Genomic DNA, 15,782 nt, shown 5'->3' with positions numbered 1-15,782 from the left:
TATTCTCTATAAATAAAAACATCAACCTCTTCAGAGATACAGAGGCCAAGGGAGTTTTCATGCATACTGACTGAGTATCTGCTTGATGATGTCGATAATTTTGTCTTGATCATCGATTTCCAACCCTGGATAAATAGGCAGGCAAAGCACTGCATTCGCAATATCTGTTGCAACTGGCAAATTTGCAGTACTAGCACTCTCAAGGCCACGATACATTGGGAAAGTACTAATTAAAGGATAAAAATACCGGCGAGACATAACACCTTTACTTTTTAAGGAATTATATAATTTCTCCCGCATATCAAAAGAGTAATCACTCATAAGAATTGGGAAATAAGCATAATTCCATTCAATAGATGAGGGAATATCCAACATTCTAAGACCATGAACAGTTTCAAGGCCATTCCGATAATAATGATAAATACTTTTTCTATCTTCCAGCGCTTGATCAATATAATTCAATTGTAATAGACCAAATGCTGCCTGCACTTCGTTCATTTTTCCGTTAATGCCCGGAGCTACAATAGTTGTCTCATCTGAAAAACCGAAATTTTTCAGATAATCTATTCGCTTCTTCATTTTAGCATCAGGGCAAATAATAGCCCCACCCTCAATGGTATTGAATACCTTGGTCGCATGAAAACTTAGAATAGAAAGATCTCCATAATTCAAGATACTGGTACCATCTTTTTTTACACCGAAGGAATGGGCAGCATCATAAATCACCTTTAAACCATAAATATCCGAAATTTCCTGTATACGATCAACATCGCAGGGAATACCGTAACAATGAACAGGCAGAATAGCGGACGTAAGTGGTGTAATCACCTCTTCAATTTTTTTAGGATCCAGGTTGCAGGTGATCGGGTCAATATCAACAAAAACCGGCTTGAGATTATTCCATAATAAAGAGTGAGACGTTGCCACAAACGAATAAGGAGTGGTAATAACTTCACCGGTGATTCGCAACGCCTGCAATGCTGTCAATAGAGCTAGTGTGCCGTTTGTGAACAAGCACAGATGCTTAACACCCAGATACTCAGCCAGAGACTTCTCAAGTTGTTGATGGAAAGGTCCACCATTTGTCAGATATTTGTTATCCCATATCTTTTCCATATAGGGCATAAACTCATCAAGTGGAGGCAGTAAAGGGCTTGTTACATAGATGTTTTTGCTCATCATTCACCTGTCCCTAGCAGCTATGCCATCATGCATAACCGCGACATTATTGCGTCATTTTCGTTTGCCACCATATAACGGAACATTATCAATACCAGCTCCGCTATGTGACACAACCATCATTTTTTATTATCAGCGTCTATTACTTGCTTTCCTCACTCATCACTCAATAGAGAATGATCGAGGCTGATCACCTGAGCAGTAAATTTGCCATGCTTTACGCATCGCTTTTTCAAAATACATGGATGGTGAATCCATAGAATTAATTTTAGCAGCCATAATACTACGCATACTGGAACGAATTTTACTCAAATCATCTAGAGAATTATTCCAGTATTGTGCTTTTGATATTAGCTCTTCATCACTTTGAGCAATAAACTCATCTAATCCTAATATTCTCATAATTACAGCACTCTGTTTTGATGCCAAAGAATCACCTTCACGTGTTAAAACAGGAACCCCCATCCACGATGCATGACCGATTGTCGTTCCACCAGTATAAGGGTAAGTGTCTAATAAAATATCCACTTCATGATGCATGTACAAATACTCATCAAGACTTGTTCTCATGCGAAATATGAGTTGCTCATCTTTAGCACCAAACTCAACTAACTTGCCGCGTAAATAATTGATCGTCTCCTGACCCGTCATATACCCCATAATCAGACGGGAGGTAGGTAAGGCAACAAGTATTTTCGCCCAAAAAGCCAGTGTTTCATCGGAAATTTTTTGTGGTCGATTGAAGCTTGCAAAAGTTAAGTAACCATTCTTCAATGCAGGTAATATATTGACATCAGGACTATTCTTGTTAGGTTCAAAAAACTTCACTGATGGTATATAAATGGGTTTTTCTATAATCGTACTTTCCAAATTACCTCTGCCAATAAAATGCTTATAAAGCAAGATATAATCCATAGTGCTCATCCCTGTCGTACCAGGATAGCCTATCCAAGTCATTTGAATTGGTGCAGGTTTCAATGCTAACGCCGGTAACCTGTTGTAAGCCGTATGACCTGAAAGATCGATAATAATATCAATTTCATCTTTATTAATGAGCGTTGCCATTTCCAGATCGCCCATTTGATCAACGTCACGCCAGCCAGCAGCAGTACGTTTTAAAGCCTCTGCTTTCTCATCTTTACGCTTAAAACTTGAATAGGCATAAAGAGAAAATTTATTTCGATCAACCGCATTCCAGATTGGCTCCAAAAAATTTGTTACTGGATGATTACCTAAATCACCAGAAACAAGACCAATTCGAAGCGGCCTTTCAGGATCTTTATTTAATTGAAAACTAAATTTACTATTATGACGAGAAGCAAATGCCTCGACTCTCTTACCATATTTTATGTGTTCTTCGAGCAATTCAGAGGCAGTTATATTTATGTCATGGGATAGCCCAAACAGGAAATTACTATATTGAGGAAATAAAGTCATATCCGTATCATGCATGAGCGAAATCGCTTTACGATGATAATTAATAGCGTCCTTATGACCTAGATTATGACAAACCATCCCCATGTGACTGACAAAAGCAGAATTTTCAGGCTCTAATGAAAGAGCTTTTTCCATACATAGCAAAGCTGAATCAAAATTTTGTAGAACACTAAGCAACAACCCCATTGAATCCCATGCCAAACCATTTTTCTTATCACATCGAAGTATTTTTTTTACTAGGGTAATACCATGATGCAATTTATTTTTCTTCCAAAAACACATAACCAAATGTACATAAAACTCCCAACTATAGGAGTTAATCGAAATTGCTTTGGCAACAATCTTGAATGCACTATCTATATCGCCCATTTTAAAGCAAAGATTCACGAACGGATACCAAGATGAAATAGCCGTCGGGCTAGAAGATATCATATCTTCTATTTTGGTGCGTGTTTCAGAAAAAAGTCCAATTGATATCGTACGCTCGATTTCATCATAGAATTTTCGATTTAATTGGTTTTTATTTTGTAGTTTATTCCTTTTATTAACTACTGATGTCTCTGTTTCAATTAAACCACCGACATGAACTGCTGTAGAATACATTACTAATGATGGTGCATAATTCCCTACCTGGGAGATATCTGTCACCAAAATAGCTTTTTGCAGAAATTCTCGCCATGCCTGTGTTTTTCCCCAGATGACACCTTTATTCCGTAGACTCCAGATCTGACGACATGTTTCATCATCCAGATTCTCATCGAGTGAAGAGAGTTGTTGCAAAAACAGCCTATCAGACTCATCGAGTGAAACTGCTTCATGCCAAAAATTAAACGATAATTGAGATGATATGAGTTTAGGCAATGCAGTTAATACTTTACTACTGCAAAGCGAGTAAGCATTATTTCCCAGATGATAATAAAGGCCATTAATACCCTTTAAAAAAAGATGCTTTAATGCCTCCAAAACCTTTTCACGGTGATCTTCCACTTCTTTTTCAGGCTGCTGAGTATTGAAAATCAATTGTTCCGTGCTAAGGCTATTTGGCCATGCCTCTCCAAGAGAATCCAATATACTCAATACGATTAAATTATCAGTACTGATCGTTTCACCATTACCAGATATATGCGCATTCCTTGCAGTATCACCATCAAACATCATTCGCTGGAAATTACCCGCCCAGCTATAATCCACCAATTTCGTTAGATCAGGTTCAGCTAGCACCTCCCCCATTCTCGCCTGTGGCACAAGAATACTAAATCGTTGGGAACGATTAACGGCAAAGTCAAGATATTGCTGACGCAAATACGTAATATTCTTAGGGCAAATTGTTTGGTGTAATTCAGCTACACGTTCCCCATAATGAGCTGCCAACTCGGTAAAAGCTTGCGCATCACCAACGTACGCTAATCCAATACCCTGTATTTGAGAATAAAAATCAACAAAATAGCAAGGCTGATTCAATCCTTGCAAGTAATGTAGCCCAAAATCTACATCAGATTGTTTTTCAGCCTGTTCAATGAAGGATTTCAATGCTTGATTCTGAGGGTTATCAGGAGAGGTCCCTAGTGACAGGTAAGTCAACATAGCTCTTGCGCTTGACTGCGCCATGTTATCGTCAGTTGCAAGACTGCTATGCAATTGAACTGCATCACGCAGTATTTCCCCTGTTTTCCAACCAGGATAAGTATTATAGCTATAGCAGATAATCCCTTGAGGCGTTAAATGCTTACAACAAAACTTCAGCAATGCCTCGCGCGTTTCACCACCAATCAGACTGAAAAGGCCATGGACGATAATGTAATCAAACGGTTCAAGCTCGCAAGTCATTAAAGATTGCAAATCAACCGAAAACAGCATGATATTATTTAAATCAAGCTGCTTTATTAACGAATTACCTTTTTCAATAGATTCAGCATCTAAATCAACACCGATAGCTTGTGATTTAGGATTGGCCAACGCGAAAGGTAATAAATTACCACCATCCCGGCATCCAATCTCCAGTACTCTGGCATTTTCTGGGGCAGTGGTACGAATACCATATAGATGAGACGTTGCTTGCAGATGGAAAGGAGCAGTGTAAGGAATGGGGGAAGTGATAGTGTGCGATAGTGACTTGTCAGTATCATCACTCGCGTTGGAATTATTTTCTACTAAAAATGATGTATCTGAGATGATCACAAGAGCATTCCTTCCATACTTTATGTAAATATAAAATTACATCCAGTATATAAGAAAACACTTTTACCAATCCCTAGAGCATCAAATTATAAGTCACTTATTTCATCGCTTAAGAAACCATAACCAAAATGCCAGATCCGATTTTCCCGCATAAAAAAGAAAAGCCAACCCTCTGGGTTGGCTTTAAACTGATTAATGTACGTATAAACTCTGCAATTACTGCAACAGTTTCAGAACAGTCTGCGGAACCTGGTTAGCCTGTGCCAACACAGATGTACCAGCCTGCTGCAGAATCTGAGCACGGCTCATATTAGAAACTTCGGTCGCATAGTCAGCATCCTGGATACGGCTACGTGCAGTACTCAGGTTATTAATCGTGTTACTCAGGTTATTGATTGTAGATTCAAAGCGGTTCAGAGTAGCACCGATATTCGCTTTAGCGGTGTTGATTTTCTGCAGTGCAGCATCAACAGAAGTGATCACAGAAGCAGCAGAGCTGGCGCTAGCTACGCTCAGGCCAGTTACAGACAGACCACTTGCACCTGTAGTTGCGTTAATCAACGCTACGCTGCTGATAGCGATAGAGTCGTTAGTACTGGTACCAGCACCGATCTGAATGTTCAGGCCAGTAGCATTCACACTACCATCAAGCAGTTTGATGTTGTTGAAGTTAGCGGTGTTTGCGATACGGTCGATTTCATTAACACGACGGTCAATTTCAGTCTGGATGGATGTACGGTCAACAGAACCGTTGGTATCGTTAGCAGCCTGAACTGCCAGTTCACGGATACGCTGCAAGTTGTTGTTGATTTCGTCCAGGTTACCTTCAGCAGTCTGCAGCAGAGATACGCCGTCGTTAGCATTTTTAGATGCCTGAGTCAGACCACGAATCTGAGAGGTCATACCGTTGACGATACCAGAACCAGCAGCGTTATCTTTGGCGCTGTTGATAGCCAGACCAGAGGACAGACGCTCAATAGCAGTCTGCAGGGCAGATTGAGATTTGTTCAGGTTGGACTGGGCCAACAGCGACATACTGTTAGTATTAATGACTGCCATAATTATATTCCTTTCATCTCTATTAATGGGGATGGGCTGTTGCCCCCGGTGTCATCACCGTCACTAACTGTATCGACCTGAGCAAAACAATCTTTAGCTTTTTTTTGAAATTTTCGCAGACTCCGGCAAACCAAGCCTGGCAGCCGCTGCACAATTCTAGTCCATGATTAAAGGCAAACTACTGGTCTTGTAAGTATCCCAGCAAACCGAACCATTCACTTTTAGAGATCTTCCGACATACTGATTATGTCCCTTGAGGAGATCGCCATGCGTAAAGCCCGATTCACTGAACACCAGATCATAGCCGTTCTGAAGTCCGTTGAAGCCGGACGTGACCTGCTCCCCATTGATTAACACACGACGATGTTAGTAATGTCTTCATCAGCAACATGAGGACAACCCCATGAAGAAGCGTTTTTCCGACGAACAGATCATCAATATTCTTCGCGAAGCCGAGGCGGGTGTTTCCGCCCGCGAACTTTGCCGTAAGTACGCCATCTCCGACGCCACGTTTTATACGTGGCGTAAGAAGTTTGGTGGCATGGAATTACCTGAATAAAAAGGCTTAAGTCACTTGAAGAAGAGAACGCCCGCCTCAAGAAGCTGCTCGCCGAAGCCATGCTGGATAAAGAGGCACTACAGGTGGCTCTGGGCCGAAAGTACTGACGACAGACCAGAAGCGGGAAGCCGTGACAGTGATGTGCAAAGCGACAGGTCTGTCGCAACGGCGTGCCTGCAGGCTGACAGGTTTGTCCCTGTCGTCCTGCCGTTATGATGCGCACCGCCCGGCTACTGATGCGTATCTGTCTGCACGTATCACCGAACTGGCAATGGAACGCCGACGTTTCGGTTACCGGCGTATCTGGCAGCTTCTGCGTCGTGAAGGCCTTTGCGTTAACCACAAACGGGTCTACCGCATCTATCATCTCAATGGCCTGGGCGTAAAACGCAGACAGCGCCGTAAGGGTCTGGCGACTGAGCGGCTTCCGCTTCTTCGTCCGGATTCGCCGAACCTGACATGGTCGATGGATTTTGTCATGGATGCACTTGCCAGCGGCCGCCGGATTAAGTGCCTGACTTGTGTGGATGATTTCACGAAAGAATGTCTGACGATCACTGCTGCTTTCGGTATTTCAGGCGTTCAGGTCACGCGTATTCTGGACAGCATCGCGCTCTTTCGTGGCTATCCGGCGACAATAAGAACCGATCAGGGCCCGGAATTTACCTGCCGCGCGCTCGATCAATGGGCCTTTGAGCATGGTGTGGAGTTGCGACTTATCCAGCCAGGTAAGCCAACGCAGAACGGATTTATTGAGAGTTTCAACGGTCGCTTTCGGGATGAATGCCTGAATGAACACTGGTTCAGCGATATTCTTCATGCCCGGAAAATCATTAATGACTGGCGGCAGGACTATAGCGAATGTCGGCCTCATTCTTCGCTGAATTACCAGACGCCGTCTGAATTTGCAGCAAGCTGGAGAAATGGAAAATTAGAAGGTAAACAAACCGACATTACTAACTGATCGTTGTATCTAATACTGGGGGCAGGTCATTCCCATGTGGAGAAATCACTCGCAGAGTTGCCACAACATTGACTGAGTAGGGCGAGCCGCCTCTGAGTGGAGAGTTTATTCACTTAGCCGCTTGCCCACTACCTGGCGTGGTGGAGAATCAGGTCACTCTACATTTGAATGATGGAAATCAGGACCAATAACGATTACGCTGAAATTTACATTACGCATATAAACTTTTCGGTTACAGTGCCGATAAGCTTATTGTTAATAACTTAAACCACTGAAGGTATGTGATCATGGCGACGACGGTTAGCAGTAATTCAGACATTATCTCATCGATAGGTATGAACCTCGGGTCAACTGTTAGTGGGCAATCGTTAGATTTGAGTAGTCTGCTCACTAAACTGGAAACCGTCGAAGAGCAGCGCTTGACACCTTATAAAGATAAACAAACTTCGCTAAGTGCACAGGCCACAGCCTATAGCACTGTCGAGGCTGCAATGAAAAGCTTGCAAAGTGCCACCAGTACCTTGCAGAATATGCAAAGCATTTCATCAACTGCCGTGACCAGCACTAACACAGCATTCAGCGCAACCCCAACAGATAGTACAGCCGTTGCCGGTTCGTACAGTATTTTTGTCAACAACCTCGCTCAGGCGCAGTCGCAAATATCAGGCCCGTTTAGCAGTGTGTCAACAGCGCTAGTATCAGGTGGCACCTCAAGCACTAGCAGCACGATCACGATTTCACAGCCTAGCCAATCGAAACCGCTGACTATTACATTGACTGATGACAAAACATCCTTAAATGATATCCGCGATGCGATTAACAATGCAGGCGGTAGCGTCAACGCTAGCATTGTTAATAATGGTACCAGCAACTATCTGATGCTGACGGCAAAAGATACAGGCACACAGTCCGCGATGACCATTTCAGTGAGTGGCTCACTTTCCAGCTCATTGGGCAGCTTAACCGAGCAGGTTGCAGCCAAGGATGCATCATTCACGTTCAACAATATGCCAATAACCAGTCAGAGCAATACCGTAACGACCGCTATCAATGGTGTAACGCTAAACCTTAAGTCCGCATCCGCCGTAGGTTCTACACCTGAAACCTTGACAATAGACACGGATATCTCTAAAACCAAAAAAGCGGTTCAGGACTGGGTGACATCCTATAATAACGTTCTGGATGTCATACAAACACAAACTAAATTCGATGCGCAGTCAACGAAAAATGGTGCGCTGGCCAATGATGGCACCATTCGTACCGTTCAGCGACAATTACAAAGCCTGATGACCAATTTTCAGAGCGGGAGTGGTGCTTTGCACATTATGCCTGATCTGGGAATTACTCAAGACCCATCCACCGGTAAACTGGTTATAAGTGATCGTGGTAATGCAACTCTTGAAAAGGCACTAAAAACCAACGCCAGTGGTGTAGCGGCCTTTTTCACTGGTGACGGTTCTACTACCGGATTCGCTACTCAAGCAGGAACTTACCTGAGTAAAACATTAGACTCAAAAGATGGCTTGCTCAAATCAGCTCAGGCAAGTATCGAGACAAGTCAGCAAAACATTGACAAACGGCTTACCAGTATTCAAGCCAGTATTGACTCCACCATGGCACGTTATAAGACTCAATTTACCCAGCTTAACACCATGTTATCTAAAATGTCGTCAACCAGTACTTACCTGACGCAGCAGTTTAATAAAAACAATAGCTCCAGCTAATTAAATTAAGAGGTATATGACATGCTATGCGTTAAGGCCATCATATACCTCCGAATATTACAGCCTTTATTATTTATTGTTAATCGGTTATCCAACGCATGGTCATGTATAGAAAGAATGTCAGTCAGGCATATGCTCAGGTAAGTGTGGAAAGTGCCGTTATGAGCGCTAGCCCTCATCAGTTGATCGTCATGCTGTTTGACGGTGCCAAGAGTGCGCTTATCCGGGCAAGAATTCTTCTTGAACAGAATGACGTTGTCGGCAAAGGGAATGCCTTATCCAAAGCGATTGATCTTATCAGCAATGGCCTAAAGCTTGGATTAGATATGGAAAAAGGCGGCGAGCTGGCAGAGAATCTGGCTGATCTTTACGATTACATGGTGCGTCGGTTATTGCACGCAAACATTAACAACGATTTGCAGGCAATTATAGAAGTTGAATCTCTCCTTGATAACATTGCGGATGCTTGGAAACAAATTGGGCCTGGTCATCAACCAACGACGGAAGCGCGCTAATGGAAAATCTCTCTCCATTACTAACTGAGTATCAGGGGCTGCTCTCACTCATCCGAAACATCAAAACCATGGCCCTCAATGGATTATGGGATGATGTTGTTGAGCAAGAAATCATTTATATTCAATCGATAGAGAGAATCAGCCAGATTACGGTTCCAGCCAATATTCCCAGCACTGTGCAGTTGCAGTTTCGTCAACTTCTTCAGGATATACTGGATACGGAAGCTCAGGTGAAAAAACTTTTACAAAACAGAATGGAAGAACTGACAATATTAATGCAGCAGTCCCAAAACCAGAAATCAGTTAATAACGTATACGCCGAGTTTTCCAACGATATACTTCCAGGAAAGCCACAGCCTTGATTGGCAATGTGTTGACTCCGACTCCATGAACCTTTCAGAAGAGCTGGCTCATTGATACTACGTGTGAGTTCTGCTTACCTTAAAATCAGGGTGAATAACTATTAGCAATTCACCCTAAAAACAACAATAACTATAAATAACATTAGTTTACCCAAGAAAACAGTTCAAACCTCAGCATAAATAAAAAGCGTTGGTTCTCAGGGTAAGGTTAATAATTATGAGCCTTGTGCCGCGGCAACCGAACGGCTCCTTGGGAGCTTGCTCAAGTCAGTAACCGAGATCAAACAAAGCGGCCAACGATCCAGTATGTGAAGTATAACGGGTATATACGACTTACAAAGATAATCGCACTGTGCTCTATCTACGATTATATGGTCATATTCATTACTTCTTGATAGGCTGACACCAGTTTATTCCGAACCTGAACACCCATTTGCAAAGCAATGGATGCTTTTTGGTTGTCGACCATGACATCATTTAGGGCGACGCCTGGTGTACCTAACGTAAACGCCTCAGCCTGTGTTTGAGCCTTCGTCCGTGTTTCGTTGATTTTATCAAGCGCGAGCTTTAATTCATTGGCAAAACCAGACTGCGACGCCACATTGGAATCGAACCCACCGGCGGCTGCTTTGGTTGCAGTAACGTGCATCTGCTGCAACACTGCATCGATACCCTGAATAGACATGCCTGATTCCTCAACTAAAGATATGCTAACGAGATAAAAACCAATAATAATCAGATATATATATAAAAAGACGCAGAATTTACACAGGTTATTTTACATACATATCTTTATAGGCTTAATAAGCTACCATATCCATAAGGCAATAAATCGTATAAATGACATTAAAAATGCTAGCTTATCGACCCATCAATTTTTGCGTAACGGAAAATAATGACATGCCGGTAAATGTAGGTGATGAGTTTTTATGATTGCGCAATCAGGGAGTTCTGTTTTGTTACGTTACAACGTTATCAATATCGTTCAGCAACCAGGCAGAGATAGAGTATGAACGCCTTAACATCCGGAGCCGCTACCGGCGGGAAAAGCTTTGGTGAAATACTCAACCGTTTGCGTGCCAACCCTAAAATCCCTTTATTGATTGCTGCCGCAGCGACTATTGCGATTATTGTTGCATTGTCATTGTGGGCACGTGGTCCTGACTATCGGGTACTTTACACTAATCTGAACGAACGCGATGGTGGTAGCATTGTCTCCGAACTGGGCAAAATGAATATCCCCTACCGCTTTACGGAAAGCGGCGCGGCTATCATGATCCCGTCAGACAAAGTCTATGAAACCCGATTAAAACTGGCGCAGCAAGGTTTACCAAAAGGTGGCGCAGTAGGCTTTGAGCTGCTAGACCAGGAAAAATTCGGTATCAGCCAGTTTAGCGAGCAAATTAACTACCAACGCGCGCTGGAAGGCGAACTGGCGAGAACAATGGAAACGCTGGGTCCTATCCAGAATGCACGTGTTCATCTTGCCATTCCCAAACCATCGTTATTTGTGCGTGAGCAGAAATCCCCATCTGCAGCAGTCACTGTTACTCTGCAGCCCGGCAGAGCGTTGGATGACGGACAGATTAGTGCCATTACTTATCTGGTTTCCAGCAGCGTAGCAGGTCTTCCTGCCGACAAAGTAACCGTGGTTGATCAGACCGGCAAACTGTTGACCCAGAATGATAGCTCTGGACGCGATCTCAATGCCGCTCAATTGAAGTATGCTAATGAGGTCGAAAACAATTACCAGCGCCGTATTGAAGCGATTCTGGTACCGGTAGTCGGTTCTGGTAATGTACATGCACAGGTCACTGCCCAAATCGATTTCGCTAATCGAGAACAGACTGATGAACAATACCAACCGAATCAAGCTCCCAATCAATCTGCTGTGCGATCTCAGCAAACCAGCCAGAGCGATCAACGTGGTGGGGCTAACGTAGGTGGTGTGCCCGGTGCACTTTCTAATACACCGACGCCGGCGCCCACCGCACCTATTTCAACTCCGCCGGCAAATAATACTAATAATCAAAATAATGCAACTACGGCAGGAGCCAATACTCAAACATCGGGCAACAGCTCAGCCAATCAGACTTACAACAGTCGGCATGATCAAACGATTAACTATGAAGTTGATCGCACAATCCGTCATACCAAACAAAGCACTGGAAATGTTCAGCGCCTGTCTGTCGCCGTGGTAGTTAATTACACACAGGGCGAAGATGGTAAACCGGCTGCGCTCAGCGACGAACAGTTGAAAAAGATAGAAGCATTGGTGCGTGAAGCGATGGGCTTCTCCGGTGATCGCGGCGACTCGCTGAATGTGGTCAATACACCATTTACCGTTACAGAGACCACTTCTGGTGAACTGCCCTTCTGGAAGAAACAGGCATTCTTTGATCTGCTGGTTGAAATGGGCCGCTGGTTGCTGGTGCTAATTGTTGGCTGGATTCTATATCGTAAGCTGGTACGTCCGCAGTTGCAGAAACGCATTCAGATACAAGAAGCCGCCGAGGCTGCTGCAGCTCTGCGTGGTCAGGATTCGGATGTATCTGTCTCGATTAGTGCGATGGAAGAAGAAATGCACAGGAAATCCGAACAGCGCGCCCATGCAGAAATGCACAGCCAGCGTATCCGTGAACTGGCCGACAACGATCCTCGTGTTTTCGCACTGGTAATCCGTCACTGGATGAGTAACGAACTATGAGTCTGACAGGTACAGAAAAAAGCGCCGTCTTATTGATGACTATTGGCGAAGACCGTGCGGCAGAAGTTTTTACGCACCTTTCAACGCGTGAGGTTCAGCATCTCAGTACTGCGATGGCCAATATGAAGCAGGTCTCTCAGTCGGAGTTGTTGGAAGTTTTACGTGAATTTGATGTTGAAGCTGAGCAGTATGCAGCACTGGGTGTAAACGCCGGTGACTACCTCCGCTCTGTGCTGGTCAAAGCATTGGGTGAAGAACGTGCCTCCAGCCTGCTGGAAGATATCCTTGAAAGCAAGGAAACCTCTTCTGGCATGGAAACGCTCAACTTCATGGAGCCACAAAGTGCTGCCGATCTTATCCGTGATGAACACCCGCAGATTATCGCCACCATTCTGGTGCACCTTAAACGTGCGCAGGCAGCGGATATTCTGGCCTATTTCGATGAACGTATGCGCAATGACGTCATGCTGCGTATTGCTACCTTCGGTGGGGTACAGCCATCCGCATTGGCGGAACTGACTGAAGTCCTTAACGGACTGTTGGATGGTCAAAATCTCAAACGCAGCAAGATGGGAGGTGTTCGTACTGCGGCAGAGATCATCAACTTGATGAAAACGCAGCACGAAGAAGCGGTTATCGATGCAGTACGCGAGTTCGATGGCGAACTGGCACAGAAAATTATCGATGAAATGTTCCTGTTCGAAAACTTGGTGGAAGTGGACGACCGCAGTATCCAGCGCTTGCTGCAGGAAGTGGAATCCGAGTCTCTGCTGATCGCACTGAAAGGGGCAGATCAGCCGCTACGCGAGAAATTCCTGCGCAACATGTCGCAACGTGCGGCAGAAATTCTGCGCGACGATCTGGCAACTCGTGGCCCGGTACGTATGTCTCAGGTGGAAAACGAACAGAAAGCCATTTTGCTCATTGTACGTCGTTTGGCAGACAGCGGCGAAATGATTATCGGTGGTGGCGATGACGCGTTTGTCTAATTCTTCCAGCGATCTTGACTGGCAGCCTTGGAAGTTGGATGACCTGTCCTCTCCTACGTCCGCGGTTAAGGACGTAGTGGTTCCGGTCTCATCTTCCACTGTCGCCGCGCCGCTACAGCCACAAGACGACAACGGTTTCTTTGCCATGTCTGATTTTCAGCAACCACAAGATGACCTGGCTACGCTACGTGAACAGGTGCTGCAACAGGCGCGCGAAACCGGATTTGCTGAAGGTAAACAGCAGGGGTATGCCGCTGGCTATCAGGATGGGCTTCAGGCTGGGACACAACAAGGTTTACAAGATGCAGCGCAACAGCAGCAACCCGTTATTGCCCAGATGCAGCAAATGGTCAATGAGTTTCAGCAAACACTGGATGCACTCGACAGCGTGATTGTTTCTCGGATGATGCAACTGGCCTTAACGGCTGCCAGACAGGTTATTGGTCAGGCACCCGTTTGTGATGGTACTGCTTTGATGGGGCAAATACAGCAGTTAATTCAACAAGAACCGATGTTCAGTGGCAAACCACAGTTGCGAGTACATCCAGCAGATCTGGCGTTGGTAGAACAGCATCTTGGCCCTACTCTCAGTCTGCACGGCTGGCGATTACTGGCCGATAATCAGCTGCATCCAGGCGGTTGCAAAGTGAGTGCCGAAGAAGGAGATCTTGATGCTAGCATAGCCACACGCTGGCATGAACTTTGCCGACTGGCCGCACCAGGAGAGCTGTGATGACTGTGCGTCTATCCCGTTGGCTCAACTCCATTGATGCGTTTGAAAAACGTATCGCTAATACACCCTCGATACGTCGCTATGGACGACTGACGCGGGCAACGGGATTGGTGCTTGAAGCAACAGGCCTGCATATGCCATTAGGTTCAACCTGTTTGATTGAACGACAGAGTGGTAACAATCAGTTTGACGAAGTAGAAAGCGAAGTTGTCGGCTTTAACGGTCAAAAACTCTTCCTGATGCCACTTGAAGAAGTTGAAGGCATCATACCAGGAGCTCGCGTTTATGAGCGCGTCGGCCTTTCCGGCAGCAGTCAAGGTAAGCAGCTACCGTTAGGCCCCGCATTGTTGGGCCGCGTATTGGATGGCAGTGCAAAACCACTGGATGGTTTGCCAGCACCTGATACCGGCTACAGCGCCCCCTTAGTAACAGCACCTTTTAATCCTCTACAGCGTACACCGATTGAGTACGTGTTGGATGTTGGCGTTCGTGCTATCAATGCATTAATGACTGTTGGCCGAGGCCAGCGTATGGGTCTTTTCGCCGGCTCCGGTGTAGGTAAAAGTGTGTTGCTTGGAATGATGGCCCGCTATACTCAAGCCGATGTGATCGTAGTCGGTCTGATCGGGGAACGTGGCCGTGAAGTCAAAGACTTCATTGAAAACATTCTCGGCACTGAGGGACTCGCCCGCTCAGTGGTAATCGCTGCCCCGGCAGATGTTTCTCCCCTGTTACGTATGCAGGGCGCAGCTTATGCTACACGCATCGCAGAAGATTTCCGTGACCGAGGGCATCATGTATTGTTAATTATGGATTCGCTGACGCGTTACGCGATGGCCCAGCGTGAAATAGCACTGGCTATTGGCGAACCGCCAGCAACCAAAGGTTATCCACCTTCAGTTTTCGCTAAACTGCCTGCACTGGTAGAGCGCGCAGGCAATGGTATTTCTGGTGGTGGTTCAATAACGGCATTTTATACAGTGTTGACTGAAGGCGACGACCAGCAAGATCCAATTGCTGATGCAGCCCGCGCTATTCTGGACGGTCATATTGTGTTATCACGTCAGTTAGCAGAGTCTGGGCACTATCCGGCTATTGATATTGAAGCTTCGATCAGTCGTGCAATGACAGCGTTGATAAATGAAGACCATTATTCTGCGGTAAGACAATTCAAACAGTCGCTATCCAGCTACCAACGTAATCGCGACTTGATTAATGTTGGTGCCTATGCCGCCGGCAGCGATCCGCTGCTTGATAGGGCTATACAACTGTATCCGCATATGCAGCACTTTTTGCAGCAGGGAATGTTTGAGCGAAGCTCATTTGAAGAAGCCTGTCAGGCACTGAATAACATTTTCCCGTATAATCGATAGGAG

Annotated in this window: 11 protein-coding genes and 1 pseudogene; 8 read left to right on the top strand and 4 right to left on the bottom strand. The window is 45.0% G+C overall.

The features are described from left to right. Window positions 1-57: 57 nt before the first annotated feature. The 3 genes from Dpoa569_RS07265 to Dpoa569_RS07255 form a co-directional block, all read right to left on the bottom strand. Entirely contained in the window at window positions 58-1,179 is a 1,122-nt protein-coding gene (locus tag Dpoa569_RS07265; protein WP_042871258.1) for a DegT/DnrJ/EryC1/StrS family aminotransferase, read from the bottom strand. 162 nt (window positions 1,180-1,341) lie between these two features. Beyond that, window positions 1,342-4,794: an O-linked N-acetylglucosamine transferase family protein gene (locus tag Dpoa569_RS07260; protein ID WP_227983151.1), complete on the bottom strand. Its 3,453-nt coding sequence runs from the start codon at window positions 4,792-4,794 to the stop codon at window positions 1,342-1,344. Between the two features lie 216 nt (window positions 4,795-5,010). After that, window positions 5,011-5,853, bottom strand: a complete 843-nt coding sequence (locus Dpoa569_RS07255) for a flagellin N-terminal helical domain-containing protein (protein ID WP_146411193.1) — start codon at window positions 5,851-5,853, stop codon at window positions 5,011-5,013. 403 nt (window positions 5,854-6,256) lie between these two features. On the opposite strand from Dpoa569_RS07255, the pseudogene Dpoa569_RS07250 reads away from it, so the two are divergent. The 4 genes and pseudogenes from Dpoa569_RS07250 (at window position 6,257) to fliT (ending at window position 9,977) form a co-directional block, all read left to right on the top strand. Further along, window positions 6,257-7,376, top strand: a pseudogene (locus Dpoa569_RS07250) (IS3 family transposase). Between the two features lie 287 nt (window positions 7,377-7,663). Continuing rightward, on the top strand, window positions 7,664-9,100 hold the full coding sequence (fliD, locus tag Dpoa569_RS07245; protein ID WP_050569462.1) for a flagellar filament capping protein FliD: 1,437 nt from the start codon (window positions 7,664-7,666) through the stop codon (window positions 9,098-9,100). 104 nt (window positions 9,101-9,204) lie between these two features. Continuing rightward, a complete protein-coding gene (gene fliS, locus Dpoa569_RS07240) occupies window positions 9,205-9,615 on the top strand; it encodes a flagellar export chaperone FliS (protein WP_042873965.1) in 411 nt (136 codons plus the stop codon). Continuing rightward, window positions 9,615-9,977 (top strand): flagellar protein FliT, encoded by a 363-nt coding sequence (gene fliT, locus Dpoa569_RS07235; RefSeq protein WP_042871265.1) that lies wholly within the window; start codon window positions 9,615-9,617, stop codon window positions 9,975-9,977. The genes fliS and fliT overlap by 1 nt, the downstream gene beginning before the upstream one ends. Before the next feature lie 367 nt (window positions 9,978-10,344). Here fliT and fliE read toward each other — a convergent pair whose 3' ends face one another. Beyond that, on the bottom strand, window positions 10,345-10,662 hold the full coding sequence (gene fliE / locus Dpoa569_RS07230; protein WP_042871267.1) for a flagellar hook-basal body complex protein FliE: 318 nt from the start codon (window positions 10,660-10,662) through the stop codon (window positions 10,345-10,347). Between the two features lie 324 nt (window positions 10,663-10,986). Here fliE and fliF point away from each other — a divergent pair, with 324 nt between their 5' ends. Genes fliF through fliI form a run of 4 tightly spaced genes read left to right on the top strand, consistent with a single transcriptional unit; the run spans window position 10,987 to window position 15,779 of the window. Continuing rightward, on the top strand, window positions 10,987-12,684 hold the full coding sequence (gene fliF, locus Dpoa569_RS07225; protein ID WP_042871269.1) for a flagellar basal-body MS-ring/collar protein FliF: 1,698 nt from the start codon (window positions 10,987-10,989) through the stop codon (window positions 12,682-12,684). Further along, on the top strand, window positions 12,681-13,673 hold the full coding sequence (gene fliG, locus Dpoa569_RS07220) for a flagellar motor switch protein FliG (protein WP_042871271.1): 993 nt from the start codon (window positions 12,681-12,683) through the stop codon (window positions 13,671-13,673). Before fliF ends, fliG begins: the two co-directional genes overlap by 4 nt. Beyond that, the gene (gene fliH / locus Dpoa569_RS07215; RefSeq protein ID WP_371810638.1) at window positions 13,648-14,406 is read left to right on the top strand and encodes a flagellar assembly protein FliH; all 759 of its coding nucleotides are present in this window, start codon (window positions 13,648-13,650) and stop codon (window positions 14,404-14,406) included. The genes fliG and fliH overlap by 26 nt, the downstream gene beginning before the upstream one ends. Beyond that, complete coding sequence (gene fliI / locus Dpoa569_RS07210) at window positions 14,406-15,779, top strand: flagellar protein export ATPase FliI (protein WP_042871273.1); 1,374 nt, start codon at window positions 14,406-14,408, stop codon at window positions 15,777-15,779. The genes fliH and fliI overlap by 1 nt, the downstream gene beginning before the upstream one ends. The last annotated feature ends 3 nt before the right edge of the window (window positions 15,780-15,782 follow it).

The organism is Dickeya poaceiphila, from assembly GCF_007858975.2.
GTDB classification, from domain to species: domain Bacteria; phylum Pseudomonadota; class Gammaproteobacteria; order Enterobacterales; family Enterobacteriaceae; genus Dickeya; species Dickeya poaceiphila.
This window is presented reverse-complemented; position numbering and strand designations above follow the sequence as displayed.

Coding starts and splice junctions, on each gene's coding strand:
- Dpoa569_RS07265 (WP_042871258.1), bottom strand. CDS start 1,179: ATGAGCAAAAACATCTATGTAACAAGCCCTTTACTGCCTCCACTTGAT.
- Dpoa569_RS07255 (WP_146411193.1), bottom strand. CDS start 5,853: ATGGCAGTCATTAATACTAACAGTATGTCGCTGTTGGCCCAGTCCAAC.
- fliD (WP_050569462.1), top strand. CDS start 7,664: ATGGCGACGACGGTTAGCAGTAATTCAGACATTATCTCATCGATAGGT.
- fliS (WP_042873965.1), top strand. CDS start 9,205: ATGTATAGAAAGAATGTCAGTCAGGCATATGCTCAGGTAAGTGTGGAA.
- fliT (WP_042871265.1), top strand. CDS start 9,615: ATGGAAAATCTCTCTCCATTACTAACTGAGTATCAGGGGCTGCTCTCA.
- fliE (WP_042871267.1), bottom strand. CDS start 10,662: ATGTCTATTCAGGGTATCGATGCAGTGTTGCAGCAGATGCACGTTACT.
- fliF (WP_042871269.1), top strand. CDS start 10,987: ATGAACGCCTTAACATCCGGAGCCGCTACCGGCGGGAAAAGCTTTGGT.
- fliG (WP_042871271.1), top strand. CDS start 12,681: ATGAGTCTGACAGGTACAGAAAAAAGCGCCGTCTTATTGATGACTATT.
- fliI (WP_042871273.1), top strand. CDS start 14,406: ATGACTGTGCGTCTATCCCGTTGGCTCAACTCCATTGATGCGTTTGAA.